Source organism: Streptomyces sp. G5(2025) (assembly GCF_049542075.1).
Lineage (GTDB): Bacteria > Actinomycetota > Actinomycetes > Streptomycetales > Streptomycetaceae > Streptomyces.
The window spans coordinates 4,127,092-4,151,465 of the sequence record NZ_JBMUZT010000006.1; the positions used below are offsets into that span (position 1 = coordinate 4,127,092).

At 72.4% G+C, this 24,374-nt stretch carries 21 protein-coding genes and 2 pseudogenes; 17 read left to right on the top strand and 6 right to left on the bottom strand.

The window, feature by feature from the left end; genetic code table 11:
- Positions 1-17: 17 nt before the first annotated feature.
- From ACOBQB_RS29560 to ACOBQB_RS29570, 3 genes and pseudogenes are all read right to left on the bottom strand, one after another.
- Positions 18-991 (bottom strand): annotated as a pseudogene (locus tag ACOBQB_RS29560) (LuxR C-terminal-related transcriptional regulator).
- 138 nt (positions 992-1,129) lie between these two features.
- Positions 1,130-2,113 carry a helix-turn-helix transcriptional regulator gene (locus ACOBQB_RS29565; protein ID WP_423595908.1) on the bottom strand — a complete coding sequence of 328 codons (984 nt, stop codon included), beginning with the start codon at positions 2,111-2,113 and terminating at the stop codon, positions 1,130-1,132.
- Entirely contained in the window at positions 2,110-3,114 is a 1,005-nt protein-coding gene (locus tag ACOBQB_RS29570; protein WP_423598839.1) for a helix-turn-helix transcriptional regulator, read from the bottom strand. The genes ACOBQB_RS29565 and ACOBQB_RS29570 overlap by 4 nt, the downstream gene beginning before the upstream one ends.
- Positions 3,115-3,254: 140 nt before the next feature.
- On the opposite strand from ACOBQB_RS29570, the gene ACOBQB_RS29575 reads away from it, so the two are divergent.
- Both ACOBQB_RS29575 and ACOBQB_RS29580 read left to right on the top strand, forming a co-directional pair.
- Entirely contained in the window at positions 3,255-3,407 is a 153-nt protein-coding gene (locus ACOBQB_RS29575; protein ID WP_423595909.1) for a hypothetical protein, read from the top strand.
- Positions 3,404-3,763 (top strand): hypothetical protein, encoded by a 360-nt coding sequence (locus tag ACOBQB_RS29580; RefSeq protein WP_423595911.1) that lies wholly within the window; start codon positions 3,404-3,406, stop codon positions 3,761-3,763. The genes ACOBQB_RS29575 and ACOBQB_RS29580 overlap by 4 nt, the downstream gene beginning before the upstream one ends.
- A gap of 121 nt (positions 3,764-3,884) precedes the next feature.
- Here the strand turns inward: ACOBQB_RS29580 and ACOBQB_RS29585 are convergent, their stop codons facing one another.
- Positions 3,885-4,340 carry a pyridoxamine 5'-phosphate oxidase family protein gene (locus ACOBQB_RS29585; protein WP_423595913.1) on the bottom strand — a complete coding sequence of 152 codons (456 nt, stop codon included), beginning with the start codon at positions 4,338-4,340 and terminating at the stop codon, positions 3,885-3,887.
- A 138-nt stretch (positions 4,341-4,478) separates the two neighbouring features.
- Between ACOBQB_RS29585 and clpB the strand changes: the two genes are divergently transcribed.
- A complete protein-coding gene (gene clpB, locus ACOBQB_RS29590; protein WP_423595915.1) occupies positions 4,479-7,082 on the top strand; it encodes an ATP-dependent chaperone ClpB in 2,604 nt (867 codons plus the stop codon).
- A gap of 185 nt (positions 7,083-7,267) precedes the next feature.
- A complete protein-coding gene (locus ACOBQB_RS29595; protein ID WP_423595917.1) occupies positions 7,268-7,807 on the top strand; it encodes a YbjN domain-containing protein in 540 nt (179 codons plus the stop codon).
- Positions 7,808-7,880: 73 nt separating this feature from the next.
- Here the strand turns inward: ACOBQB_RS29595 and ACOBQB_RS29600 are convergent, their stop codons facing one another.
- Complete coding sequence (locus tag ACOBQB_RS29600; RefSeq protein ID WP_423595919.1) at positions 7,881-9,071, bottom strand: pyridoxal phosphate-dependent aminotransferase; 1,191 nt, start codon at positions 9,069-9,071, stop codon at positions 7,881-7,883.
- 818 nt (positions 9,072-9,889) lie between these two features.
- Here ACOBQB_RS29600 and ACOBQB_RS29605 point away from each other — a divergent pair.
- The 7 genes and pseudogenes from ACOBQB_RS29605 (at position 9,890) to ACOBQB_RS29635 (ending at position 16,191) form a co-directional block, all read left to right on the top strand.
- A complete protein-coding gene (locus tag ACOBQB_RS29605; RefSeq protein WP_423595921.1) occupies positions 9,890-10,408 on the top strand; it encodes a DUF2617 family protein in 519 nt (172 codons plus the stop codon).
- Positions 10,409-10,581: 173 nt separating this feature from the next.
- A complete protein-coding gene (locus ACOBQB_RS29610; protein WP_423595923.1) occupies positions 10,582-12,153 on the top strand; it encodes a polyamine aminopropyltransferase in 1,572 nt (523 codons plus the stop codon).
- 60 nt (positions 12,154-12,213) lie between these two features.
- The gene (locus tag ACOBQB_RS29615; protein WP_423595925.1) at positions 12,214-13,125 is read left to right on the top strand and encodes an SRPBCC family protein; all 912 of its coding nucleotides are present in this window, start codon (positions 12,214-12,216) and stop codon (positions 13,123-13,125) included.
- Between the two features lie 25 nt (positions 13,126-13,150).
- Complete coding sequence (locus tag ACOBQB_RS29620) at positions 13,151-13,945, top strand: aldose 1-epimerase (protein WP_423595927.1); 795 nt, start codon at positions 13,151-13,153, stop codon at positions 13,943-13,945.
- Positions 13,946-13,955: 10 nt separating this feature from the next.
- Positions 13,956-14,507, top strand: a complete 552-nt coding sequence (gene pyrE / locus ACOBQB_RS29625; protein WP_125514075.1) for an orotate phosphoribosyltransferase — start codon at positions 13,956-13,958, stop codon at positions 14,505-14,507.
- Positions 14,508-14,676: 169 nt separating this feature from the next.
- Positions 14,677-15,699 carry a class II fructose-bisphosphate aldolase gene (gene fbaA / locus ACOBQB_RS29630; RefSeq protein WP_423595930.1) on the top strand — a complete coding sequence of 341 codons (1,023 nt, stop codon included), beginning with the start codon at positions 14,677-14,679 and terminating at the stop codon, positions 15,697-15,699.
- A 79-nt stretch (positions 15,700-15,778) separates the two neighbouring features.
- Positions 15,779-16,191, top strand: a pseudogene (locus ACOBQB_RS29635) (DUF3151 domain-containing protein).
- Between the two features lie 375 nt (positions 16,192-16,566).
- Here the strand turns inward: ACOBQB_RS29635 and ACOBQB_RS29640 are convergent.
- Positions 16,567-17,685 carry an NADH:flavin oxidoreductase gene (locus ACOBQB_RS29640; protein WP_423598841.1) on the bottom strand — a complete coding sequence of 373 codons (1,119 nt, stop codon included), beginning with the start codon at positions 17,683-17,685 and terminating at the stop codon, positions 16,567-16,569.
- 186 nt (positions 17,686-17,871) lie between these two features.
- Between ACOBQB_RS29640 and ACOBQB_RS29645 the strand changes: the two genes are divergently transcribed.
- From ACOBQB_RS29645 to ACOBQB_RS29670, 6 genes are all read left to right on the top strand, one after another.
- Positions 17,872-18,468 carry a CGNR zinc finger domain-containing protein gene (locus tag ACOBQB_RS29645; protein ID WP_423595932.1) on the top strand — a complete coding sequence of 199 codons (597 nt, stop codon included), beginning with the start codon at positions 17,872-17,874 and terminating at the stop codon, positions 18,466-18,468.
- A 149-nt stretch (positions 18,469-18,617) separates the two neighbouring features.
- The gene (locus ACOBQB_RS29650) at positions 18,618-19,475 is read left to right on the top strand and encodes a tryptophan 2,3-dioxygenase family protein (protein ID WP_423595934.1); all 858 of its coding nucleotides are present in this window, start codon (positions 18,618-18,620) and stop codon (positions 19,473-19,475) included.
- The gene (kynU, locus tag ACOBQB_RS29655) at positions 19,468-20,724 is read left to right on the top strand and encodes a kynureninase (RefSeq protein WP_423595936.1); all 1,257 of its coding nucleotides are present in this window, start codon (positions 19,468-19,470) and stop codon (positions 20,722-20,724) included. Before ACOBQB_RS29650 ends, kynU begins: the two co-directional genes overlap by 8 nt.
- Positions 20,725-20,918: 194 nt before the next feature.
- A complete protein-coding gene (locus tag ACOBQB_RS29660; RefSeq protein WP_423595938.1) occupies positions 20,919-21,797 on the top strand; it encodes an alpha/beta hydrolase family protein in 879 nt (292 codons plus the stop codon).
- Between the two features lie 252 nt (positions 21,798-22,049).
- Positions 22,050-23,009, top strand: a complete 960-nt coding sequence (locus tag ACOBQB_RS29665; protein ID WP_423595940.1) for an alpha/beta hydrolase — start codon at positions 22,050-22,052, stop codon at positions 23,007-23,009.
- Positions 23,010-23,055: 46 nt separating this feature from the next.
- The gene (locus tag ACOBQB_RS29670; RefSeq protein WP_423595942.1) at positions 23,056-24,339 is read left to right on the top strand and encodes an acyltransferase family protein; all 1,284 of its coding nucleotides are present in this window, start codon (positions 23,056-23,058) and stop codon (positions 24,337-24,339) included.
- The last annotated feature ends 35 nt before the right edge of the window (positions 24,340-24,374 follow it).

A 24,374-nucleotide genomic window follows, 5' to 3' on the forward strand; every position in this document is an offset into this window, starting at 1 on the left:
CGACTGGCCGACAGCCCTCACAGGTCGTGTTCGAGAATCCCCGACTGCCCTATGAGATAGCCCAGTTGGGCGCGGCTCTCGCTGCCCAGGGTGGCGGCGAGCTTGGCGATGTGGACGCGGGCGGTGCGGATGTTCATGCCGAGGCGGTCGGCGATCTCGGCGTCGGTGAGGCCCTCGACGAGCAGGCCCGCGATGGCGCGCTGGCGTGGGGTGATGCCGCCCTCGGAGACCTGGGGGGCGGCCTGCGGCCACATGGGGGTGGCCAGGCGCCACAGCCGCCAGAAGGTGGTGGCGAAGTACTCCACGAGCGCCGGGTGGCGCAGCTCCAGGGCGACGGTGCGGTCTTTGCTGGCCGGGATGAAGGCCACGGTCCGGTCGAAGACGAAGAGACGGTCGGTGACCTCGTCCAAGGTGCGGGCCTCGGTGTCGCCGTCGAGCTGTTCGAAGTAGGCGAGCACGGGCAGGGAATGGCGCGTCGTGTGCTGGTAGAGGGTCCGCATCCGGCAGCCCCGGCGGAGGATCGCCTGGTCGCGGGGAAGACCTCGGCCAACGTCTCGGGCGGGCGGGTGCCGCCGGGCTGGATGGCGAGGAACTCCTGGGCGACGTCCGCCATGGCGTGGTCGATGGCCGCGTTGATCTGTTCGAGGCCGTCGAGGACGGTGATGGCGGGGGCGTCCGCGGCGGCGGACAGCTCCGCGTCGAGCGCGATGAGCGGAGCGAACGCGGCACTGAGCCGCGCCTCGCGCGCCCGCTGCTCGGCGATTCGGTCGTCGATGGCGCGCAGGAGGCGGGGCAGGGCGGTGGCGGGGGCGGTGGGACGCAGCCGGCGGGCGTCGGTGGCGTCCGGGCGCAGGAGGCCGAAGTCGACGAGGCAGGGCGCCCGTTCGGAGTCCTCGACGCGGACGCCGCCCTCACGGAGGGCGCGTGCGTAGACGGAGGAGCCTTCCTCGCAGAGTTCCTCCACGGCGTGTGGCGCGTGTTCGCTGCGCATGTGCGCTCCCTCCCGCTCAGTTGAAGCGCGGCGATTCTATGCAGGGGGACGCGAGGGGGGAGCCGTCCCCTCATTGAAGTGTCTACTTCTGTGCCGCGCTGGTCGCCCCGCGCGGGCGGGCCGGGGCGCAGCCGCGGGTCAGGAGCCCCGGGGGCCGTGGGCGAGGATTCCTGACCGGCCGATCAGGTAGCCGAGCTGGGCGCGGCTGCCGCTGCCGAGGGTGGCGGCGAGCTTGGCGATGTGATCGCGGGCGGTGCGGATGTTCATGCCGAGGCGGTCGGCGATCTCGGCGTCCGTGAGGCCTTCGACGAGGAGGGTGGCGATGGCGTGCTGGCGCGGCGTGACGCCTCTGCCCGAGGGGAGTTTCGCCGACCGGGGATACATGGGGGTGGCCAGGCGCCACAGCCGCTCGAAGGTGGTGACGAGGTAGTCGATGAGGGCGGGATGGCGCAGCTCAAGGGCGACGTCACGGTCCTTGTTCGCCGGGATGAAGGCCACGGAGCGGTCGAAGACGAAGAGACGCTCCGTCAGCTCGTCCAGGGTGCGGACCTCGACATCGCCCTGGAGGCGCTCGTAATAGGCGAGGACGGGCAGGGAGTGGCGGGTGGTGTGCTGGTACAGGGTGCGCAGGCGGCCGCCGCGGGAGAGGAGCCCCTGGGCGCTCGCGAGGGAGCGTGCCAGTACCTCGGGGGGCCTGGTCCCTCCCGGCTGGATGCAGAGGGCCTCTTCGGTGGCGGCCTTCAGCGCCCGGTCGACGGCTTCGCCGATGCGGGGCAGTCCTCGCAGGACCGTGATGGTGGAGGGGGCGTCCGGGAGGCGGGGGCCGGGGGTGATCGCCATGAGCGGCGCGAACGTGTCGGCCAGCCGGGCCTCGCGGCGCCGCTGGTGCGCGATGTCCTGCTCGATGGTGTCGAGCAGCCGGGGCAGGGCGAGCGCCGGGGCGACGGGGCGCAGCCACCGGGTGTCCTCGGCGTCCGTGAGCAGCAGCTCGAAGTCGATGAGGCAGGGCGTCTGTTCGGCGTCCCGCAGGGGGACGCGGCCTTCCCGCAGCGCCCGTGCGTACAGGCGTCCGCCCGCCTCGCACAGCGTGTCCGGGCCGTGGGGGTGGGCTTCGGTGGTCACTTCGGGCGGTCCTGGTCGAGGATTCCCGACTGGGCGATGAGGTAGCCGAGCTGGGCGCGGCTGCCGCTGCCGAGGGCGGCGGCGATCTTGGCGATGTGGGCGCGGCAGGTGCGGACGTTCATGCCGAGGCGGCGGGCGATGGCCTCGTCGACGTGGCCCTCGATGAGGAGCCTGGCGATGGAGCGCTGGACGCCGGTTATCCCGTCCGTGGAGGGGGCGTACGGCACTTCGTCGAGCAGCGGGGTCGCTCGGCTCCACTGATGCTCGAAGACCTTGGCGAGGTACTCGACGATGCCCGGATGGCGCAGCTCCAGGGCGACCTGGCGGTCCTCCCGCGCGGGAATGAGCGCGACCGTGCGATCGAAGATCATCAATCGGTCGATGAGCTCTTCCAGGGTTCTGATGTGCACCTTGCCCTTGGCCATGCGCGCCGCGTACGCCAGAGTTCCCTGACTGTGCCGGACCGTGTGCTGGTAGAGGGTGCGCATGGTGATGCCGCGTTCGAGCACCGTCTGGCCGCGTTGCAGTGCCACGGTGAGCGAGTCCTCGCTGCGGCCGCCGCCGGGTTGGGCGGTGAGTATCTCGAAGCGGCACTCGGACGTGGCGCGTTCGATGGCGGCGTCGATGTCTGCGTCGCTCTCCAGCACGGTGATCGAATGCGCCGTCGGCTCGGGCCGGGCCGTGATGGCCATAAATGGCTCGAAGAGATCGGTGAGCTGCACGGCGAGTCGCCGCCGGTCCTGAATTTCCCGTTCGATGGGGTTGATCCGCTGGGCGAGCGCGGCGGACGGAGCGATCGGACGGAACCAGTCCCCGTCGTCCGGGTCCGGGCGCACCAGGCTCGACTCCAGGAGGCAGGGCGCGTTCTCGGCCTCGGACCGTGCCAGACGGCCATTGCTCAGTGCACTGGCGTAAAGCCTCGCACCCTCGTCACAAAGTGGGGTCGCGGGGTGAGGATGTGTCGGTTTGGCGTCTCTTGTGAGCAAATCTCCACCCCCCAGGGTCCTGAACGTGCAGGAACATGATGCATCGACCCTGTGGCTTTGACGTGCTCGATTGAGACATCGTCTTGTTGAGCCGGGGGAGAGGAACCTACCAAGTGAGGACGAAGCCGACCATGTTTAAGCGCATGCTTCGCTCGGTGCTTGTCACCACCTTCTCCGTCGGGCTGGCCCTGGGCGCAGTGACCACTCTGGATCTCTCCTGGCACAGCGAGCCGGCCGGCGGATCCGCGATCGCCGGCCCGCGGCCGGATCTGTCGTGGCATGTCGTTCCGGAGGGTGACGCGGCATGAGCACCCCTCCCGACGACCGCACGTTCCGCCGAGAAATGGCCACCGCCTACCGCTCCGGTTGGCACTTCATCGATCTCGTGACCGCGATCCCCCACCGCGGTGACTCGTTGATGGTGACCTTGCTCGGTGAGCCGATCGTCGTCACCCGTGACGACCAGGAGGAGATCCGCGCCTACCGGTGCCTTCGGCGGCCGCGAGGAGCGCCGCAGCCCGTGCGGTGTGCCATTCGGTACGGGATGGTCTTCGTCAATCTCGACCGGCGCGACCACCAGCTTGTCGGAGAGCAGGAACAGCAGGACCCGGGTGCGATGGCGGGCGCCCCGGACAACGTCACAGCCACCCCCCGCAGTGCCTGACGCGATTCCCCCGTCGTTGTAAATCGCGCAGGTACTTCCCCCAGCAGCGGCGCCACCGTGGACCTGAACACGGTGGCGCCGCTGTGGCGTGCGCGGGGGCAGGGGGCCCGGCATCCGGGCCTCACGCCTTCCCCAGCGCCCGCGTCACCTCGATCTCGATCAGGACCCGGTCCGGGTTGGGCGACGGGCGCCGTTCGTAGCGCTCCTGGTAGCGCAGCTCGGCCTCCTCGATCAGCGCCGGCTCCGTCCTGATCGTCGCGCGGCCCTCCAACGTCGCCCAGCGCCGCCCCGCGAACTGACACACCGCCACCCGGGCCCTGGGGCCGTCCGGCACGCCCGCCGCCGCCGATATGTGCGCGACCTTCCGGCTCGTCTTGCGCGCGAGGACGCGGGCGACGCCGGCCTCCGCGTCGTACGTCACGCCGACCGGCACCACGTGGGGCGTCCCGTCGGGCCGCAGCGTGGTCAAGGTGCACAGGTGTCGTTCACGCCAGAAGCTGAGGTAGGGCTCGGGCGGCTGACGCGGGTCGATCCGGGCGGCTGGTGCGTTCGGGGTCTGGCTCTGGCTCGGGCTCATGGGACGGAACATAGCCGGGCCGCCTTCCGGTTCCTGCCTTGAGTGGAATAGACTCAACTTTGTGTACGTTGAGCTAGTCAGAGTGAGGGGTACCCGACCCCTGGCCGCTGGTTGGACCCGTAAGGAGGTCAAGCGCACGTGGACGCAGAGCTGACGAACAGGAGCCGCGCCGCCATCAACGCGGCCGGCGACCGGGCCCTGAAGGACGGGCACCCCGACCTGACCCCGGCACATCTGCTCCTCGCCCTGCTGGAAGGTGAGGACAACGCGAACATCATCGACCTGCTCGCCGCGGTCGACGCCGACCAGGCGGCCGTGCGCGCGGACACCGAGCGGGTCCTCGCCGCGCTGCCGAGCGTGGCCGGTTCGACCGTCGCTCCGCCGCAGCCCAACCGCGAGCTGCTGGCCGTCATCGCCGACGCCGCGCAGCGCGCGAAGGAGCTGGGCGACGAGTACCTCTCCACCGAGCATCTGCTCATCGGCGTCGCCGCCAAGGGCGGCCGGGCCGGGGAGGCCCTCGCCGAACACGGGGCCACCGACAAGAAGCTTCTGAACGCATTCGAGACGACAAGGGGAGGGCGCCGGGTGACCACACCCGACCCCGAGGGTCAGTACAAGGCGCTGGAGAAGTTCGGCACCGATTTCACCGCCGCGGCCCGCGAGGGGCGCCTCGATCCCGTCATCGGGCGGGACCAGGAGATCCGGCGGGTCGTGCAGGTGCTGTCCCGGCGCACGAAGAACAATCCCGTGCTCATCGGCGAGCCCGGCGTCGGCAAGACCGCCGTCGTCGAAGGCCTCGCCCAGCGGATCGTGAAGGGCGACGTCCCCGAGTCGCTGAAGAACAAGCGGCTGGTCTCCCTGGACCTCGGCGCGATGGTCGCCGGCGCGAAGTACCGCGGTGAGTTCGAGGAGCGGCTCAAGACCGTCCTCTCCGAGATCAAGGAGAGCGACGGGCAGATCATCACGTTCATCGACGAGCTGCACACCGTCGTCGGCGCCGGCGCGGGCGGCGACTCCGCCATGGACGCGGGCAACATGCTCAAGCCGATGCTGGCCCGCGGCGAGCTGCGCATGGTCGGCGCCACCACCCTCGACGAGTACCGCGAGCGGATCGAGAAGGACCCCGCCCTGGAGCGCCGCTTCCAGCAGGTCCTGGTCGCCGAGCCGTCCGTGGAGGACTCCATCGCGATCCTGCGCGGGCTCAAGGGGCGGTACGAGGCCCACCACAAGGTCCAGATCGCCGACAGCGCGCTCGTGGCCGCCGCCACGCTCTCCGACCGGTACATCACCTCCCGCTTCCTGCCCGACAAGGCCATCGACCTCGTCGACGAGGCCGCGTCCCGGCTCCGCATGGAGATCGACTCCTCGCCCGTCGAGATCGACGAGCTCCAGCGCGCCGTCGACCGGCTGAAGATGGAGGAGCTGGCGCTCAGCAAGGAGACCGACCCGGCGAGCAAGCAGCGCCTGGAGAAGCTGCGGCGCGACCTCGCCGACAAGGAGGAGGAGCTGCGCGGCCTCACCGCCCGCTGGGAGAAGGAGAAGCAGTCCCTCAACCGCGTCGGTGAGCTGAAGGAGAAGCTCGACGAGCTGCGCGGCCAGGCCGAGCGCGCCCAGCGCGACGGCGACTTCGACACCGCCTCCAAGCTGCTCTACGGCGAGATCCCGACCCTGGAGCGCGACCTCGAAGCCGCCTCCGAGGCCGAGGAGGAGGCCGTCCAGTCCAAGGACACCATGGTCAAGGAGGAGGTCGGCCCGGACGACATCGCCGACGTCGTCGGAGCCTGGACCGGCATCCCCGCCGGGCGCCTCCTCGAAGGCGAGACGCAGAAGCTGCTGCGCATGGAGGACGAGCTCGGCAAGCGGCTCATCGGCCAGAGCGAGGCCGTGCGCGCCGTCTCCGACGCGGTGCGGCGCACCCGCGCCGGGATCGCCGACCCCGACCGCCCCACCGGTTCGTTCCTCTTCCTCGGCCCGACCGGCGTGGGCAAGACCGAGCTGGCCAAGGCCCTCGCGGACTTCCTCTTCGACGACGAGCGGGCCATGGTCCGCATCGACATGAGCGAGTACGGCGAGAAGCACAGCGTCGCGCGGCTCGTCGGCGCCCCGCCCGGCTACGTCGGCTACGAAGAGGGTGGCCAGCTCACCGAGGCGGTGCGGCGGCGCCCGTACTCGGTCGTCCTGCTCGACGAGGTCGAGAAGGCGCACCCGGAGGTCTTCGACGTCCTGCTCCAGGTGCTCGACGACGGCCGGCTCACCGACGGGCAGGGGCGGACGGTGGACTTCCGCAACACCATCCTGGTCCTGACGTCCAACCTCGGCAGCCAGTACCTCGTGGAGCCGCTGACGAGCGAGGAGGAGAAGAAGCAGCAGGTCCTGGAGGTGGTCCGGGCCTCCTTCAAGCCCGAGTTCCTCAACCGGCTCGACGACCTGGTCGTCTTCTCCGCGCTCACCAAGGACGAGCTGGCGGGCATCGCGGGGCTCCAGATCGACCGCCTCGCCAAGCGGCTCGCCGAGCGGCGCCTCACGCTGGACGTCACGCCCGAGGCGCTGGACTGGCTGGCCCTGGAGGGCAACGACCCGGCGTACGGCGCGCGGCCCCTGCGGCGCCTCATCCAGACGGCCATCGGCGACCGCCTCGCCAAGGAGATCCTGGCGGGCGAGGTCAAGGACGGTGACACGGTGCGGGTGGATCGTGCCGGGGAGGGCCTGCGGGTGGGCCCGGCCACGGGGAAGTCGTTGTAGCGGGTAGCGGCCTCTCGTCTGCCCGGTTCGCACGTACGCCGTCCGCGGGCCGTCCGTGGTTGCGACCGGCCACGCTCTGTCCGCAGTCGGCGAACGGCGGAAACACGGCAGACGAGGAGCCGGGCTTGCCCCGGGGGGCCCATCCTGGGAGAGGATGGGCCCATCCATACGAAGGGACACAGCACGTGAGCATCGACCCGTCCTCGATTCCGAATTTCGGGGGACAGCCCGAACCGCAGCAGGGCGCAGGACCGGCGGGCCCCGTCGTCCCCGACCAGGACCTGGTGAAGCAGCTCCTGGATCAGATGGAGCTCAAGCACGTCGTCGACGACGAGGGTGACCTCGCGGCGCCGTGGGAGGAGTTCCGCACGTATTTCATGTTCCGTGGCGAGGACGACCAGCAGGTCTTCTCGGTGCGGACGTTCTACGACCGGCCCCACCAGATCGAGCAGAAGCAGCAGCTCCTGGAGTCGATCGACGACTGGAACCGCCGCACGCTGTGGCCGAAGGTCTACAGCCACACGCACGACGACGGCACGGTCCGCCTCATCGGCGAGGCCCAGATGCTGATCGGCACCGGAGTCTCCCTTGAGCACTTCGTGTCGTCGACGGTCAGCTGGGTGCGCGCCGCGATCGAGTTCGACCGCTGGCTCGTCGAGCAGCTCGGCCTGGAGTCCGAGGTCGACTCCGTCGAGGACGAGAAGCCGGGCGACGACGAGGCCTGAGGGCCCGTACGCGTACGGGAGCCCGGCCCGGGGGACAAGCCCCGGCCGGGCTCTTGGCGTACCCGTACCGGACTCAGCGCGCCACTGCCTTGAGCCGGGACACGGCCTCTTCGAGGACGGAGACCTTCTTGCAGAAGGCGAAACGGACAAAGGGCGCGCCCGCCTCGCGGTGGTCGTAGAAGACCGCGTTCGGGATGGCGACGACCCCGGCCCGTTCCGGCAGCGCGCGGCAGAAGGCGAAGCCGTCCCTCTCCCCCAGGGGGCGGACGTCCGTCGTCACGAAGTACGTGCCGGCCGGGCGGTAGACGTCGAAGCCCGCCGCGGCCAGGCCCTCGCTGAGCAGGTCCCGCTTGGCCCGCATGTCCGCGCGGAAGTCGGCGAAGAAGGAGCCGGGCAGGGCGAGCGCCTCCGCGACGGCGTACTGGAACGGGCCCGAGGCCACGTACGTCAGGTACTGCTTCGCCGAGCGGACCGCCGCCACCAGAGCGGGCGTGGAGGTCACCCAGCCGACCTTCCAGCCGGTGAACGAGAACGTCTTGCCCGCGGACCCGATGCTGACCGTGCGCTCGCGCATGCCGGGGAACGAGGCGAGCGGGATGTGCTCGGCGTCGTCGAAGACCAGATGTTCGTAGACCTCGTCGGTGATGACGAGCAGGTCGCGCTCGACCGCCAGGCGGGCGATCTCCGTCAGCTCGGCGCGCGTGAGGACCGTGCCGGTCGGGTTGTGCGGGGTGTTGAGGAGGATCAGCCGAGTGCGGGGGGTGACCGCGTCGCGCAGCTCGTCGAGGTCCAGGTGGAAGCGGCCGTCCGAGGGCCGCAGGGTCACCGGGACCCGGGAGCCGCCCGCCATCGCGATCGAGGCGGCGTACGAGTCGTAATAGGGCTCCAGCGCGATGACCTCGTCGCCCGGTTCGACGAGGGCCAGCAGGGACGCCGCGATCGCCTCGGTAGCGCCCGCCGTCACGAGGACCTCCAGGTCGGGGTCGTAGGTGAGGGCGTAGCGGTCGAGCTGGTGTGCGGCGACGGCCGTGCGCAGCTCCGGGACGCCGGGGCCCGGCGGGTACTGGTTCCCGCGGCCGTCGCGCAGCGCCCGCACCGCGGCCTCGCGGACGGACTCGGGGCCGTCGGTGTCCGGGAAGCCCTGGCCCAGGTTGATCGCGCCCGTGGTGGCCGCGAGGGCGGACATCTCGGCGAAAATCGTCGTACCGAACTCGGCGAGGCGGCGGTTGAGCAGCGGGCGCCCGCTCCCGGAAGTGGAGGTCATGGCCGCCATCCTGCGCCGAACCTCTGGACTTCCTCAACTCTGCTTTGGGCCGCCGTGCCCGGGGGCATCCCCCTGTCACGCAAGGAGCGAGGCCCACGGGGGACCGCGCTTCGGGGGAACGGAAGGGGCGTGGTGGCCGTGTTCGTGGCCTTCATCTTCGTCGCAGTGTTCATCGCCGCCGTGGTCGCGGCGGTCAACTTCGGAGGAAGCGGAGGAAGCGGAGGAAGCCGGGCAAGCGGTCGGAACGGCAGCCGCCGTTCCCGCTCCTCGTGGCGTTCGGGCACCGCGTCGGGCGCGGCGGGCGGCGGCAGTTGGTGGGTCGGCGGCGGTGACAGCGGCGGTGGCGACGGCGGCCACCACGGCGGTCACTCCTGCGGAGGCAGCTCCTCGTGCGGGGGCGGCAGCTCCTCGTGCGGTGGTGGCGGTGGTGGCGGGGGTGGATGCGGCGGAGGCAGCTGACACGGGGCAGCTGGTCCACCGGTTCCAGCCGGCGCCCGGCGGGGGCAGGCAACTCCCGCCGGGCGCTTTGTTGTTGTCCGGCACGGTTGCGGCATTGAACAGTTGAACTGTGCAGCCCCCAGGGGAATGGAAACCCTACGAAGTTGGGTAAAAACGCTGTGGCACTGTCGTCGACCATGATTCCCTCTTAGCGCCAGTACCGCCCTCGGACGTCCGTCGCACATTTCTGGGTTTGACGAACCGAACCCTGGATAGCTGTACGTGACGGCCTCGTGGGTACGAGCCGGTATTCCCGACCTCCCGGTATCCGATCCGGGTGCGCCGGCCCCACCTCCATTGCGTGTTAGCGGAGCCGACCCATGCTCACGACCCTGAAGACCGTCTACACCGACACGCGCGCCGAGGACCTCGCCTGGGCCCTTGGCCGCGAGCCGTTGCCCGCGCTCGCCACGCTCGACGTGGAACTGGCCGACGCCAAAATGCAGTTGAGACTTCTCGGCGCCTCGCACCAGGTGCTGCTCGAAGAGGAGCAGGGCAGTTGCTCCGAGACGGTGGCCTGCATCCCCGGCAGCAGCACACCCCTCCCCCTCGGCGTGTCCAAGCGGGTGGGCGACTGGGAGTACGAGTTCGCCGCGCGCGTGGAGACGCTGTCCCGGGGGCAATTCGCGGGCCGCGCGCAGGAGTTGCTCGCCCTCGTCAGCGAACACCCGCACGGTCTCGCCGGGGTGTTCCCCGGCAGCCCGCACGCCTTCACCGCCCTGCTGGCCCAGCGGCACGAGGGGGCGGTGATGTGGCGCACGTGGCACGCGTACCCGCAGGACGGCCAGTTGGTCGCCACCCGGTCGAAGGTGGGCGTACGGGCACCGCTGCCCGCGTAGCGGTGGCCGTGGGTAGTGCCGCGGGCCGCCTAGCGGTGGCCGTGGGCGGTGCCGCCGCCCGCGTGCGAACGGTCGCGGGGCGTGTCGGGGCCCGGCGGCACGGCCGGGTGACGGCCCCATGTGCACCCGTGTGGGGGACTTGGCTCGTGCGCGTGGTGACGTAGCGTTCTCGGATGCTCGACGAGTCGACGGTGCGGTTGCCCGTCTCGCCCAGGGCAGGACGGTTCCTCGTTCTGGTGGGCGTGTTCGTCTGCGCTGCCTGCGGGCTCGTCTACGAACTCGAACTCGTCGCCCTGGCCGCCTACTTGATCGGCGATTCGGTCACCCAGGCCTCCGTCGTGCTCTCCGTGATGGTCTTCGCCATGGGCATCGGCTCGCTGCTCGCCAAGCGGCTGCGGCGCCGCGCCCCCACCTCGTTCGGGCTCATCGAGGCGGCGCTCGCGCTGGTCGGCGGATGCAGCGCCATGGCGCTGTACGCGGCCTTCGCCTGGACCGGCGACCGCGGCGAGGTGTGGGCGGGCGGCTCGCGCTACCTCCTCGCCGCGTTCTCCCTGGCCATCGGCGTCCTCATCGGCGCCGAGGTGCCGCTCCTCGTGGTGCTCATCCAGCGCATCCGGCGCCAGGACGCCGGCGGCGCCGTCGCCGACGTGTTCGCCGCCGACTACGTGGGCGCGCTGGTCGGCGGACTCGCCTTCCCGTTCCTGCTGCTTCCGGCCTTCGGACAGCTCACCGGCGCCCTGTTCACCGGCGCCGTCAACGCGGTCACGGGCTGTGCGCTCGTCCTCGGCCTGTTCGGGCGGAGCCTGAGCGCGCGCGGGCGCTGGGCGGTGCTCACGGCGAACGTCCTTGTCCTGGCCGTGCTCGCCTCGGCCGCCGTGCTCGTCGACGACTTTGAGCGGGCCGCGCGGCGGGCGGTCTACGGCGCGGACGCGCGCGTCGCCGTCCGGACCGACGTGCAGGAGGTCGTCCTCACCGGCGGCCGGCGCCACTCCCTCGACCTCTTCCTCGACGGGCGGCTGCGCATCAGCGGACGCGACGAGCGCCGCTACCACCAGGCGCTCGTCGCACCCGCGCTGCGCGGCCCCCACGCGCGCGTGCTCATCCTCGGCGGCGGCGACGGCCTCGCGGCGCGCGAGGTGCTGCGCCACCGCGGGGTGCGCCGCCTCGACATCGTCGAACTGGACGCGGGCGTCGTCGACCTGGCGCGCCACGACCCGGCCCTGAGCGAGCTGAACGGCCACGCCTACCGCGACCCGCGGCTGCGGGTGGTCCACGCCGAGGCGTTCCGCTGGCTCCGCTCCGCGCGCGCGACGTACGACGTGGTGCTCTCCGACCTGCCGGACCCGGGCATCACCGCCGGCACGAAGCTGTACTCCCTGGAGTTCTACGGCCTCGCCACGCGCGTTCTCGCCCCCGGTGGCCGCCTCGCCGTGCACGCCGGGCCCGTGTCGATCCGGCCGCAGGCCTTCTGGACGGTGGAGGCGTCGGTGCGCGCGGCGGGGCTGCGGACCGTGCCGTACCGCGTGGGCGGCCGGCAGTCCGGGTTCGCCGCCGGGCCCGACCGCACGTCGGAGAGGGCGCGCGGGGCCCGCGACTGGGGGTTCGTCCTGGCCTCGCGGGCGCGGCCCGCGCTGCGGGAGGCCACCGGCTCCGCGCTGGTGCGGGCCGGGGTGCGCTCGGCCGGGCCGACCAGGGTGGCGGGCCTCCCGGCGTCGACCCTGGTGCATCCGCGTTACGCGAACTGACGTACGCGGGCAGCGCAAGAGGCGTACATGGAAGCGTGTGCGTGGGTAGGCTCGACTGTCATGGAGCATGAGGTGTTCGTTCCGGTCTCGGCAGAGCGTCTCCGGCAGGTCCTGGCGGACCCCGAGCGGGTCGCCGGGGCGGTGCCCGGGCTTCAGCGCGACGCGGAGGAGGCGGCCGAGCCGCTCTCCGGGCGGCTCAAGGTGCGCGCCGGCGGGCACACCGTCACCTACCGGTGCGTGGCGCGGGCCGAGGGCCGCGCCGACGGGACGTACGTGATCGAGGGCGAGGGCGCGGAGGTGCGCGGCTCCGGTTCCGTGAAGCTCGCGCTGACCGTGCGGCTGATGCCGGCCGCCGGGGGCACCGGCACCACGGTGGTGTTCGGCGGGACGGCGGCCGCCGAGGGGCGGATCACGGAAAGTTCTCCACAGGCTGTGGAATCCGCTGTGCGCAGGCTCCTCGAACGGTTCGCGGAAGGCCTCGCGGAGGCGGCGCCCGCGGACTCCGGCCCGCCCGGTTCGGCTGTCCCGGCGCCCACCGTCTTCGAGACGGAGGTGCCGCCGCCCTCGCTCGACCCGCTGAGCGACGACCTCGACGCCGACGACGGTGTCGACGACGGTGTCGACGACGAGGATCTCGACGACATCGAGGTGGACGACGCCGTCAACGTCGAGGACGACGAAGAGCTGCGCGACCTCGACGTCGACGGTATCGACGGTATCGACGGGGTTGACGGCATCGACGACGTGAGCGACCTCGACGTGCCGCCCGCCGAGGCCGCCCACGCCCGCCGCACGATGATCGGCCGCAGCGCCGAGGAGGTCGACCACGCCCCGCCGCGCGGCCGGTACGCCCCCGCGCCCGCCCCCGAGACGCTCTCCGCCGGTGCCACGCTCCGCTGGGCCGCCCCCGCCGCGGCCCTCGCGGTGGCCTCGGCGATCGTGGTCGGCCGGGCCCTGCGCCGCCGCCGGTGACCGCGTACGCCGTAGGGTCGGCCCGGTGAGTACAGAAGACGTGATGCTGACCGCGGGTGACGCGGAAGTGACCGTGCGGCCGGGCAACGGCTGCCGTATCGGAAGTCTGCGCATCGGCGGCGTCGAGCTGCTGCGGCAGGGGGAGCGGTACGGCGCCTTCCCCATGATCCCGTGGTGCGGCCGGATCGAGAACGGACGGTTCCGGGACGGCGCGACCGTCCACCAGATGCCGCTGAACTCCCCGCCGCACGCCATCCACGGCTTCGCCCGCGACGCCGAATGGCGCACGGCGCGCTCCTCGAAGACGGAGGCCGTCTTCACGTACGACCTCACCGACCCCTGGCCCTACCCGGGGCGCGTCACCCAGATCGTGGAACTCACCGAGGAGGCGTTGACGCTGCGCCTCGGCATCGAGACGTACGGCGACTCCTTCCCGGCGCAGGCGGGCTGGCACCCGTGGTTCAACCGCTCCCTGGACGGCGGCGGCGACCCCGTACGGGTCGACTTCTCGCCCGCCTGGCAGGAGGAGCGCGGCGACGACCACCTGCCCACCGGCCGCCGCGTCGACCCCCGGCCCGGCCCCTGGGACGACTGCTTCGGCATGCCCGAGGGTGTCGACGTGACACTGACCTGGCCCGGGCGGCTCGCGGTGAACGTCACCAGCCGCGAGCAGTGGGTCGTCGTCTACGACGAGCAGGAGGCGGCCGTGTGCGTGGAGCCGCAGACCGGCCCGCCCAACGGCCTCAACACCGCGCCGCGCCTGGTCACCCCCATCGAGCCGCTGGAGACGGCGACGACCTGGACCTGGACGCGGCTTTAAGCTGAGCGGCATGACTGACGACGTACGTGGCGCTCTGCTCCAGCAGATCAAGGACAAGGCCGTGGTGCACGGCAAGGTGACCCTCTCCTCGGGTCTCGAAGCCGATTACTACATCGACCTGCGCCGCATCACCCTCGACGGCGAGGCCGCCCCTCTGGTCGGCCAGGTGCTGCTCGACCTCACCGCCGACCTCGACTTCGACGCCGTGGGCGGCCTGACCATGGGCGCCGACCCGGTCGCCGGCGCGATGCTGCACGCCTCCGCCGCGCGCGGCAAGCGCCTGGACGCCTTCGTCGTCCGCAAGGCCGCCAAGGCGCACGGCATGCAGCGCCGCGTGGAGGGCCCGGACATCAAGGGGCGCCGCGTGCTCGTCGTCGAGGACACCTCCACCACCGGCGGCTCGCCGCTGACCGCCGTGGAGGCCGTGCGCGAGGCCGGTGCGGAGGTCGTCGGCGTCGCGACCATCGTGGACCGGGCCACCGGGGCGGGCGAGAAGATCACCGAGGGCGCGGGCGTGCCGTACCTCTTCGCGTACTCGAAGGACGACCTCGGCCTGGACTGACGGCGGCGCCCGGACCGGCGGCCGATTCCGGAAGGGCGGCCACGTCCGGAAAGACGGCCACGTCCGGAAAGACGGCCACGTCTGGAAAGATGGGGGCGACGATGTCGTCGCCCCCAGGTCAGGGTCAAGCAGCACAGCACCCCACCCGCACATCACAAGGAGCGGACACATGCCCATCGCAACTCCCGAGGTCTACAACGAGATGCTCGACCGGGCGAAGGCAGGCAAGTTCGCCTACCCGGCCATCAACGTCACCTCCTCGCAGACCCTGCACGCCGCGCTGCGCGGCTTCGCGGAGGCCGAGAGCGACGGCATCATCCAGATCTCCACGGGTGGCGCGGAGTTCCTGGGCGGCCAGTACAGCAAGGACATGGTCACCGGCGCGGTCGCGCTCGCCGAGTTCGCGCACATCGTCGCCGCGAAGTACGACGTGACGATCGCGCTGCACACCGACCACTGCCCGAAGGACAAGCTGGACGGCTATGTCCGCCCGCTGCTCGACGTCTCCGCCGAGCGCGTCAAGGCCGGCCGGAACCCGCTCTTCCAGTCCCACATGTGGGACGGCTCCGCCGAGACCCTCGCCGACAACCTGGCCATCGGCCAGGAGCTGCTCGCGAAGGCCGCCGCCGCGAAGATCATCCTTGAGGTCGAGATCACCCCGACCGGCGGCGAGGAGGACGGCGTCAGCCACGAGATCAACGACGAGCTGTACACGACCGTCGACGACGCGCTGCGCACCGCCGAGGCGCTCGGCCTCGGCGAGAAGGGCCGCTACCTCCTGGCCGCGTCCTTCGGCAACGTCCACGGCGTCTACAAGCCGGGCAACGTCGTCCTGCGCCCCGAGCTCCTCAAGGACCTCCAGGAGGGCGTCGGCGCCAAGTACGGCAAGCAGTCCCCGTTCGACTTCGTCTTCCACGGCGGCTCCGGCTCGACCGCCGAGGAGATCGCCACCGCGCTGGAGAACGGCGTCGTGAAGATGAACCTCGACACCGACACCCAGTACGCCTTCACGCGTCCCGTCGCGGACCACATGTTCAAGAACTACGACGGCGTCCTGAAGGTCGACGGCGAGGTCGGCTCGAAGAAGACGTACGACCCGCGCACCTGGGGCAAGCTCGCCGAGGCGGGCATGGCCCAGCGCGTCACCGAGGCGTGCGCGAACCTGCGTTCGACCGGTACGAAGCTGAAGTAACACCCCGCTTCGCGCGGTTAGGGCCCCGGGTCGGGTGACCCGGGGCCTTCTTCGTGGCGCGATGCCGCAGACTTGGCCCATGGCCATTCACAAGGATCTGCTCGGGGACCGCCCCCGACCCACCTGCCCGACGACCCGGAGCCGCGCGAGCTGCTGGCGAACGGCACGCCCCCCGCCGACGTCGCCGCCAAGTACCCCACGTCCTCGCTCGCCTGGGCGCAGCTCGCCGACGAGGCGTTCGAGCGCGGCAGCGTCGTCGAGTCGTACGCGTACGCCCGTACCGGCTACCACCGCGGCTTGGACGCCCTGCGCCGCAGCGGCTGGAAGGGCCACGGCCCGGTGCCGTGGGAGCACGAGCCGAACCGCGGCTTCCTGCGCGCGCTGCACGCCCTGGCGCGGGCGGCGCAGGCCATCGGCGAGGAGGAGGAGTACGAGCGCTGCGCGGGCTTCCTGCGGGACTCGTCGGAGACGGCGGCGAAGACGCTGGGCTGAGTGTGGGCGGGCCCGCGGTCGGTTGACCGCGGGCCCGCATGCCGCATGCCGCATGCCGCATGCCGCATGCCGCATGCCCGTGGCCGCGGGCCCGCAGTTCGCGGCTGCGGGTGCGTTGTGGCTGGTCGCGCAGTTCCCCGCGCCCCTGTGGGGCGCTAGCGCAGCTCGCTCAGCAGCTTCGCGGCTGCGGGCCGGTGGTCTGTGCGGCTGTGGGTGCGTTGTGGCTGGTCGCGCAGTTCCCCGCGCCCCTGTGGGGCGCTGGGGCAGTGACCACCTTGTCCGCGGGCCCGCAGTTTCGCGGATGCGGGCCGGTGGTCTGTGCGGCTGTGGGTGCGTTGTGGCTGGTCGCGCAGTTCCCCGCGCCCCTGTGGGGCGCTAGCGCAGCTCGCCCAGCAGCTTCGCGTCGAACGGCTCCGCCTCCGCCAGGCGGCCCGTCACCGCCTTGTTCGCCCACTCCGCGTCGGCGATCAGCGCGCGGCCCACCGCGATCATGTCGAACTCGTCCCGCTCCATACGGTCCAGGAGCAGGTCGATGCCGGTGGAGGCGGTCTCCTTGGTCCAGCCCGCGCCCAGGAACTCCTTGTCGAGGCCGACCGAGCCGACGGACAGCGTGGCCTTGCCGGTGAGCTTCTTGACCCAGCCCGCGAGGTTCAGGTCCTCGCCCTCGAACTCCGGGAGCCAGTAGCGGCGCGTGGAAGCGTGGAACGCGTCGACCCCTGCCGCGGCAAGCGGAGCCAGCAAGGTCTCCAGCTCGGCCGGGTCGGCGGCGAGCTTCGCGTCGTACGCGTTCGCCTTCCACTGCGAGAAGCGGAAGATCACGGGGAACGTCGGCGAGACCGCCGCGCGCACCGCCTCGACGATCTCGCGGGCGAAGCGGGTGCGGGAAGCGAGGTCGCCGCCGTAGCCGTCGGTGCGGCGGTTGGTGGTGCCCCAGAGGAACTGGTCGATCAAGTAGCCGTGGGCGCCGTGCAGTTCGACACCGTCGAAGCCGATCCGCTCGGCGGCGGCCGCGCTGTCGGCGAAGGCGGCGATCACCGCGTCGATGTCGGCGCCCGTCATCGCGTGGCCCTTGGCCTCGCCGTCCAGGCCGACGCCGGAGGGGCCCATCGGGGGCGCGGAGGGGATCGGGCCCTGGCCCTCGTCGCGGGCCGCGCCGACGTGCCAGATCTGCGGCACGATCGTCCCGCCCTCGGCGTGCACGGCCTCCACGACCGCGCGCCAGCCCGCGAGCGCCGCCTCGCCGTAGAAGTGCGGGACGCGGTGGCTGCTGCCGGCCGAGGGGTGGTCGACGTACGTGCCCTCGGTGACGATCAGGCCGACACCGCCCGCCGCGCGCCGGGCGTAGTACTCCGCGACGTCCGCGCCCGGCACGCCCTCGGGGGAGAACTCGCGGGTCATGGGAGCCATGGCGATGCGGTTGGGAACGGTGAGGCCGTTGATGTCGAAGGGGCGGCCGAGGACGCGGGCGGCGCGGGAGGCCTCCGATCCGTTCAGCTGCGCGGCTTCCGGTGTGGCTGCCTTCTTCTCGGTGGCTTCCGTCGTCGCTTCCGTGGCTTCCATGCGGCCCTCCGGGGCTCTTGGTGCGAATGGCGTTCCATGGTGTTCCATGGCGTTCCATAGTGCTGACAGCACTGTAAGCGGTTTGCTCATGTCCTCGTGAGGGCGGGTACCTTGAGAGGCATGAACTGGCCAGCCACCGAGCGCCACTGCCTGAGCCCCGCGCCCGGCGGCCTCGCCCTCGTCCAGGAGCTCCTGAACACCGCGCCCGTCGGCCGCCCCGGCTCCGCCGACCTGCCCGACCTGCTGGGCGACGGCGCCCTCGGCGCCGCCCAGGAGTGGTCCGACGGAGCCGTGCGCGGCTGGGCCCGCGAGACGGGGCGCCCCGACGTGCACCTCGTGCTGACGGACGAGGACCTGCCGAAGCTGCGCTGCCTGCGGGACCAGGTGCGGCGCGCGCTCGCCGCGGGGGACGGGAGCGGGGCCGCGGTGCGTTTCACCTCCGCCCCTGTCGTCGTCGGCCTGGCGGGCGACGGCACGCTGACCGTGGAGCCGGAGGGCGCCGGTGCCCGCTGGCTGGCCTCCGCGGTGCTCGCCGAGGCGCTGCTCGCCCAGGCCTCGGGTGTCTGGCGCCGCCTGAAGATCTGCCGCAATCCCGCCTGCGCCGCCGCGTTCTACGACCGCTCCCGCAACAACAGCGGCGTCTGGCACTCGGTGCGGGGCTGCGGGAACGCCGCGCACCTGCGGGCCTGCCGGGAGCGCCGCCGCGTTGCAGGGTGAAAGCACCGTAGCGTCGTAGCCACTGTCGTCGAACTGGCGTGCCTTGCCGTTTCCCCGAAAGTTGCGGAAGATTCCGGTGGGGACCGGGGCCCCCGTGTCGGTAACGGCAGGGGCGGACCGCTACCCGGAGTACGTACGAGGAGACAGCGATGTCCCCAGAGGCGCATGAGACGCCGGTCGAGACGCCCGTCGAGACGCACGAGGCCCCGAACCTCGACTTCGCCGGCACCACCCCGTACGAGGACTACGTCCAGGCGGACGTCCTCACCCACCTCCAGCACCTCCGCTCGAACGACCCCGGCGAGATGGTCTTCCTGGTCACCACCCAGGTCATGGAGCTGTGGTTCACCGTGATCGTCCACGAGTGGGAGACCGCAGCGAAGGCCCTGCGCCGCGACGACATCCCCGTCGCGGTGGCCGCGCTCAAGCGCAGCATCCGCGAGCTGGAGGCCCTGAACCACTCCTGGAAGCCGCTCGCCGGGCTGACGCCCGCGCAGTTCAACTCCTACCGCGGCTCGCTCGGCGAGGGCTCCGGGTTCCAGTCCGCGATGTACCGTCGCATGGAGTTCCTGCTCGGCGACAAGTCGGCGTCCATGCTGGTCCCGCACCGGGGCGCGCCGCGCGTCCACGCGGAGCTGGAGAAGGCGCTGCACGAGCCGAGCCTGTACGACGAGGTGCTCAGGCTGCTCGCCCGCCGCGGCCACGCGATCCCGGCCGCCGTCCTGGAGCGCGACCTGTCGAAGAAGTACGTGCCGTCGCCCGAGATCGAGGCCGTCTGGACGGAGCTCTACTCCGGTGACGAGAGCAGCGACCTCGCCCGCCTCGGCGAGACGCTGACGGACGTCGCCGAACTGGTCTGGCGATGGCGCAACGACCATCTGGTCGCCACCCGCCGCGCGATGGGCTCCAAGACGGGCACGGGCGGCTCGGCCGGCGTGGCCTGGCTGGAGAAGCGCGCGTCGGTGAACGTGTTCCCCGAGCTGTGGACGGCGAGGAGCCATGTCTGACCTGCATGTCCGGGCCAAGGCCCTGGACGCCGAGGACGAACTGGGCGGCAAGCGCGCGGAGTTCGTCCTCGACGACACCGTCTACCTGGACGGCAACTCCCTGGGCGCCCTGCCCGCCCACGTGCCGGAGCGCGTCGCGGACGTCATCGACCGCCAGTGGGGCAAGCTGCGTATCCGCTCGTGGGAGGAGAGCGGCTGGTGGACCGCGCCCGAGCGCATCGGCGACCGCATCGCCCCGCTGGTCGGCGCCGCCCCCGGCCAGATCGTGGTCGGCGACTCCACCAGTGTGAACGTCTTCAAGGCGCTGGTGGCGGCCGTACGCCTGGCGCGCGGCGAGGACGCGGGTACCGGGGCCCGGGACGAGGGGCGGGACGAGATCATCGTCGACGCCACGACCTTCCCCACCGACGGCTACATCGCCCGGTCCGCCGCCCGGCTGACCGGCTGCCGCCTGACCCCGCTCACCCCGGCCGAGGTGCCCGCGGCACTGAGCCCCCGTACGGCCGCCGTGCTGCTCAACCACGCGGACTACCGCACCGGCCGCCTGCACGACCTGCCCGGCCTGACGGCCGCCGTGCACGCGGCGGGCGCCCTCGCCGTGTGGGACCTGTGCCATACGGCGGGCGCCCTGCCCGTCGGCCTGGACGCGCACGGCGTCGACCTCGCGGTGGGCTGCACATACAAGTATCTGAACGGCGGCCCGGGCTCGCCCGCGTACATCTACGTGCGCGCAGAGCTCCAGGACCGCTTCGACTCGCCGCTGCCCGGCTGGAACTCCCACGCCGAGCCCTTTGGGATGCGGCCCGAGTTCGAGGCGGCCGAGGGCGCGCTGCGCGGGCGCGTCGGCACGCCCGACATCCTCTCCATGCTCGCCCTCGAAGCGGCGCTCGACGTCTGGGACGGCGTCTCCATGGACGCGGTGCGGGCCAAGTCGCTCGCCCTGACGGACTTCTTCCTGCGGTGCGTCGAGGCGTACGTACCGAAGGGGCTGGTGGAGTCGCTCACTCCGGAGGCGCACGCCGAGCGCGGCAGCCAGGTCGCGCTGCGCTGCTCCCCCAAGCTCTCAACTTCGTTCGAGCAGGGAGGTGCCCCCCTTGCGGGGGACGTCATGAAGCGGCTGACCGAGCGGGGCGTGGTCGGTGACTTCCGCGCGCCGGACGTGCTGCGCTTCGGATTCACACCGCTGTACGTGTCCTTCGTCGACGCCGAACGGGCGGCGCGGGTCCTCGCGGAGATCCTGGAGTCGTGAGGCCTGGCGCAAGGCCGGCTGTGAGGCCCGTGGCGAGGCCCGGCGGGCGGGTGATTCCCGCGCGTACGCCGGGCTGGTAGCGTCCGGCGGATCTTGGTCAGCTTGGTCATCTTGGTCAGCCTGGTCCCGGTCCTCCGGGCTCCGGAGGACCGGGACCAGGCCCGCCAGCCGCACCGCTGTTGAAAGGTTCCCGCATGCCGGACGACGCCGCCGTGGCCCGCGATGCCGCCGAGGAGGCATCGGCCTTCTCTCATCCCGCCGTGGAGCCGGACGCCACCGCCGCGTACGGCGCACACCCCGACCAGGTCGTCGACTTCTACGCGCCCCGGGGCGACACGGCCCGTCCGGCGCCGCTGGTCGTCGTCCTGCACGGCGGCGCCTGGCGCGCGCCGTACGACCGGCGGCATGTAACGCCGTTCGCCGACTTCCTCGCGCGCCGGGGCTTCGCCGTCGCCAACGTCGAGTACCGGCGCGGCGGCTCCATCCCGGCGCAGGGCGGCAAAGGACCCGTCGCCGGGCGCTGGCCGGAGACCTTCGACGACGTGGCCGCCGCGTTCGACGCCCTCCCCGCGCTCGTACGCAAGGCCCTGCCGTCGGCCGATCCGCGCCGCACGGTCGCCACCGGGCACTCCGCGGGCGGCCACCTCGCGCTGTGGGCGGCCGCGCGGCACCTGCTGCCCGCCGACGCGGCGTGGCGCACCGAACGCCCGGCCCCGCTGCGTGGTGTCGTCGCGCTCGCGCCGATCGCCGACTTCACGGTCGCCGAGGCGCTGGAGGTCTGCGGCGGCGCGTCCGCCCAACTCCTGGGCGGCCGCGCCAGGTTCGAGGAGCGGCTGCCCTACGCCGATCCGGCGGCACTGCTCCCGACGGGCATCGCCACGACCGTCGTGCAGGGCCGCGCCGACATCACCGTGCCGCACGCCGTGGCCGAGGCGTACGCGGACGCGGCGGCGAGGGCGGGCGAGGTCGTGGGCCTCACGCTCCTTGAGGACGTGGGCCACTTCCCGCTGATCGACCCGGCGGCGGACGCCTGCGCGGTGGTGGCGGAGGAGATCGCGCAGTTGGCGTTCTGATGCCGTTCTGATGCCGTTCTCATGCCGTTCTGAGGCCGGTGCCGTGAGGCGCGCGTCAGGACCGGTGCGGGGTGTACGTCCCCGGGCGGGGGGCGGCCCCTGAGGATGATCCCCAGGGATACCCGTAATACCGGAGAGCCACCTGGCGACTGCATACCCCGGCGTGATGTGGGCGACGGGGCCTGATACCTAACTTTCCTTCCACGGAAGCGAGTCGGAGCACCGGCCCGCGCGGCGGAGGGAAGGCGCACGATGAGGTTCAGGGCCGGGCGGCTGCGCCGCACTCTGTTGGCGGCCGGTGTCGCCCTGGCCGTGGCGCTCCCGGTGTCGGGCGCCGCGCGCTCCGAGATCCCTGCCCCGGCCCCCGCCTCCCTCGGCCGTGTCACGGCCCCGAAGCTGACCGCCGCTTACGACACGAACAGGGCCAACGCCGCCGAGGCCGCCCGCATGGCCGAGCGGTACGGCGCGCGGGACCGGGCCGCCGTGCTGCGCGCCATGGCCTCGCCCGGGCGGCGGTTCCTCGCCTTCGACGGGCGGGGCGCCGGCCGTACCGCGGAGGTCTTCGGCGACCTGGCGGGCGCGGACCGCGTCGCCGTCCTGGTGCCGGGCTCCGACACCTCCCTGGACGCGTACGGCAGGTTCCGCTCGGGCGCCCTCGCCCTGCGGGAGGAGCTCGGCCCGCGCGCGGCCGTCGTGGCCTGGCTGGGGTACGAGACGCCGGGGACCGTCAGCCCCGCCGTACTGACCACCGGCCGCGCGGACGACGCGGCGCCCGCGCTGCGCTCCTTCGTGCGCCGACTGCACGGCGTCAACGCCCGCGCGCGGATCTCCCTGCTCTGCCACTCGTACGGCTCCGTGGTCTGCGCGAGCGCCGCCTCGGGCCCGCGTGGCCGCGTTCTCGACGTCACCGACATCGCGCTGTACGGCAGCCCCGGCACGGGCGTCGACCGGGCGGCGGACCTGAGCACCACGGCCCGGATATGGGCGGGCCGCGGCGCCGACGACTGGATCTCCGGCGTGCCGCACCACAGCGTCGACCTCTTCGGCACCACGGCCGGCTTCGGTGCCGACCCGGTGTCCCGCGGCTTCGGGGCCCGCGTCTTCGCGGCCGGGAGCGGCGGCCACAGCGACTACCTCAAGCCCGGTTCCGTCTCGCTCGACAGCCTCGCGCGGATCGTGCGCGGGCAGGACGCGGAGGTCAGCCATGCCTGAACCGGTACGGCTCGGAAGGACTCGGACACGGCTTGTACGGGCCCCGATGCGGCGAATGGTCGGGAGCGTCCGGCGCGTCGACGCCGCGACACCGCCCGAGCGGGACCGCGCCGTGGACGCCCTGCGGGCCTTCGCCGTCCTCGGCGTGGTGGGCGGCCACTGGCTGGTCACCGCTCTGGTGTCGGAGGGCGGCGTGCTCCACGGCGACAGCCCTCTGCGGCACCTGCCCTGGCTCGCGCCGGTCTCCTGGGTCTTCCAGACGCTCGCGGTGTTCTTCCTGGTGGGCGGGCACGTGGCGGCGAAGAGCCACGCGTCGGCGCGGGAGCGGGGCATCGGCCACGGCCCGTGGCTCGCGGCCCGGCTCGGCCGTCTCTTCCGGCCGGTCGCCACCTTGCTCGTGGTGTGGGCCGCCATAGGCGGGGGCCTGGTCGTGTCGGGCACGGGTGCGGACACGGTGCGCGCCCTGCTCAAGCTGGCGCTCTCCCCGCTGTGGTTCCTGCTGGTCTTCGCCGTGCTCACCGCTCTCACGCCGCTCGTGGCGCGGCTCCATCCGCTGTGGCCGCTGGCCGTCGTCCTGCACGTGGATGCCATACGGTTCGGCTTCGGCGGGCCTGCCTGGCTCGGCTGGGTCAACGTGGCGGCGGGCTGGCTCGTGCCCTACACGCTGGGCGCGGCCTGGACACGCGGCGAGCTGACACGGCGTTCCGGCGGGGTGCTGCTCGTCGGCGGGGCGGCGGCCACCGCCGGGCTGATCCTGTGGGGCGGCTATCCGGCGTCGATGGTCGGCGTCCCCGGCGAGGCGGTGTCGAACCTCGACCCGCCCACCCTGGCGGCCGTCACGTTCGGCCTCGCCCAGTGCGGCATCGCGCTGCTGCTGCGGGAACGCTCGCGGCGGTGGATGCGTGCCCCCGCGGCCTGGGCGGCGGTGGCCCTGGTCAACCTCTCCGCGATGACGATATTCCTCTGGCACCAGACGGCTCTGATGGCGGTCACCGCGCTCGGTCTGCTCACCGGCGCCCCGCTGCCGGGCCTGCACACGGTGCCGGACGGGCTCGGCTGGGCGTCGGCCCGCCTGGCCTGGCTGCCGGTGTTCGCGGTGGCGCTCGCGGTCTGCTGGGCGGCGTTCCGCGCCCATGAGCACGGGGGCAGTGGGCGCAGCGGGGCAGGTCGCGGCGGGGTTGGCCGCAGTAGGGCCGGCCGCAGTGGGGCCGGCGCACGGGTGGGGCGTACGCACCGCGGGGCGCGGGAGAGCCAGAGCCGCGGGCCCCGGCCCGGCCCCCGGGCCCGCGCAAGGCCCCGGTTACGGGCAAGGCCCCGGGCCGTCGAGTAGTACCTGCGACGAGTAGTACCTGCGACGGACATGCC

What these genes read in the sequence shown, in the direction of transcription:
- ACOBQB_RS29580 (WP_423595911.1), top strand. Translation starts at nt 3,404, where the DNA reads ATGAGCACCCCTCCCGACGACCGCACGTTCCGCCGAGAAATGGCCACC.
- ACOBQB_RS29585 (WP_423595913.1), bottom strand. Translation starts at nt 4,340, where the DNA reads ATGAGCCCGAGCCAGAGCCAGACCCCGAACGCACCAGCCGCCCGGATC.
- ACOBQB_RS29600 (WP_423595919.1), bottom strand. Translation starts at nt 9,071, where the DNA reads ATGACCTCCACTTCCGGGAGCGGGCGCCCGCTGCTCAACCGCCGCCTC.
- ACOBQB_RS29605 (WP_423595921.1), top strand. Translation starts at nt 9,890, where the DNA reads ATGCTCACGACCCTGAAGACCGTCTACACCGACACGCGCGCCGAGGAC.
- ACOBQB_RS29610 (WP_423595923.1), top strand. Translation starts at nt 10,582, where the DNA reads ATGCTCGACGAGTCGACGGTGCGGTTGCCCGTCTCGCCCAGGGCAGGA.
- ACOBQB_RS29615 (WP_423595925.1), top strand. Translation starts at nt 12,214, where the DNA reads ATGGAGCATGAGGTGTTCGTTCCGGTCTCGGCAGAGCGTCTCCGGCAG.
- pyrE (WP_125514075.1), top strand. Translation starts at nt 13,956, where the DNA reads ATGACTGACGACGTACGTGGCGCTCTGCTCCAGCAGATCAAGGACAAG.
- fbaA (WP_423595930.1), top strand. Translation starts at nt 14,677, where the DNA reads ATGCCCATCGCAACTCCCGAGGTCTACAACGAGATGCTCGACCGGGCG.
- ACOBQB_RS29645 (WP_423595932.1), top strand. Translation starts at nt 17,872, where the DNA reads ATGAACTGGCCAGCCACCGAGCGCCACTGCCTGAGCCCCGCGCCCGGC.
- ACOBQB_RS29650 (WP_423595934.1), top strand. Translation starts at nt 18,618, where the DNA reads ATGTCCCCAGAGGCGCATGAGACGCCGGTCGAGACGCCCGTCGAGACG.
- kynU (WP_423595936.1), top strand. Translation starts at nt 19,468, where the DNA reads ATGTCTGACCTGCATGTCCGGGCCAAGGCCCTGGACGCCGAGGACGAA.
- ACOBQB_RS29660 (WP_423595938.1), top strand. Translation starts at nt 20,919, where the DNA reads ATGCCGGACGACGCCGCCGTGGCCCGCGATGCCGCCGAGGAGGCATCG.
- ACOBQB_RS29665 (WP_423595940.1), top strand. Translation starts at nt 22,050, where the DNA reads ATGAGGTTCAGGGCCGGGCGGCTGCGCCGCACTCTGTTGGCGGCCGGT.
- ACOBQB_RS29670 (WP_423595942.1), top strand. Translation starts at nt 23,056, where the DNA reads ATGCGGCGAATGGTCGGGAGCGTCCGGCGCGTCGACGCCGCGACACCG.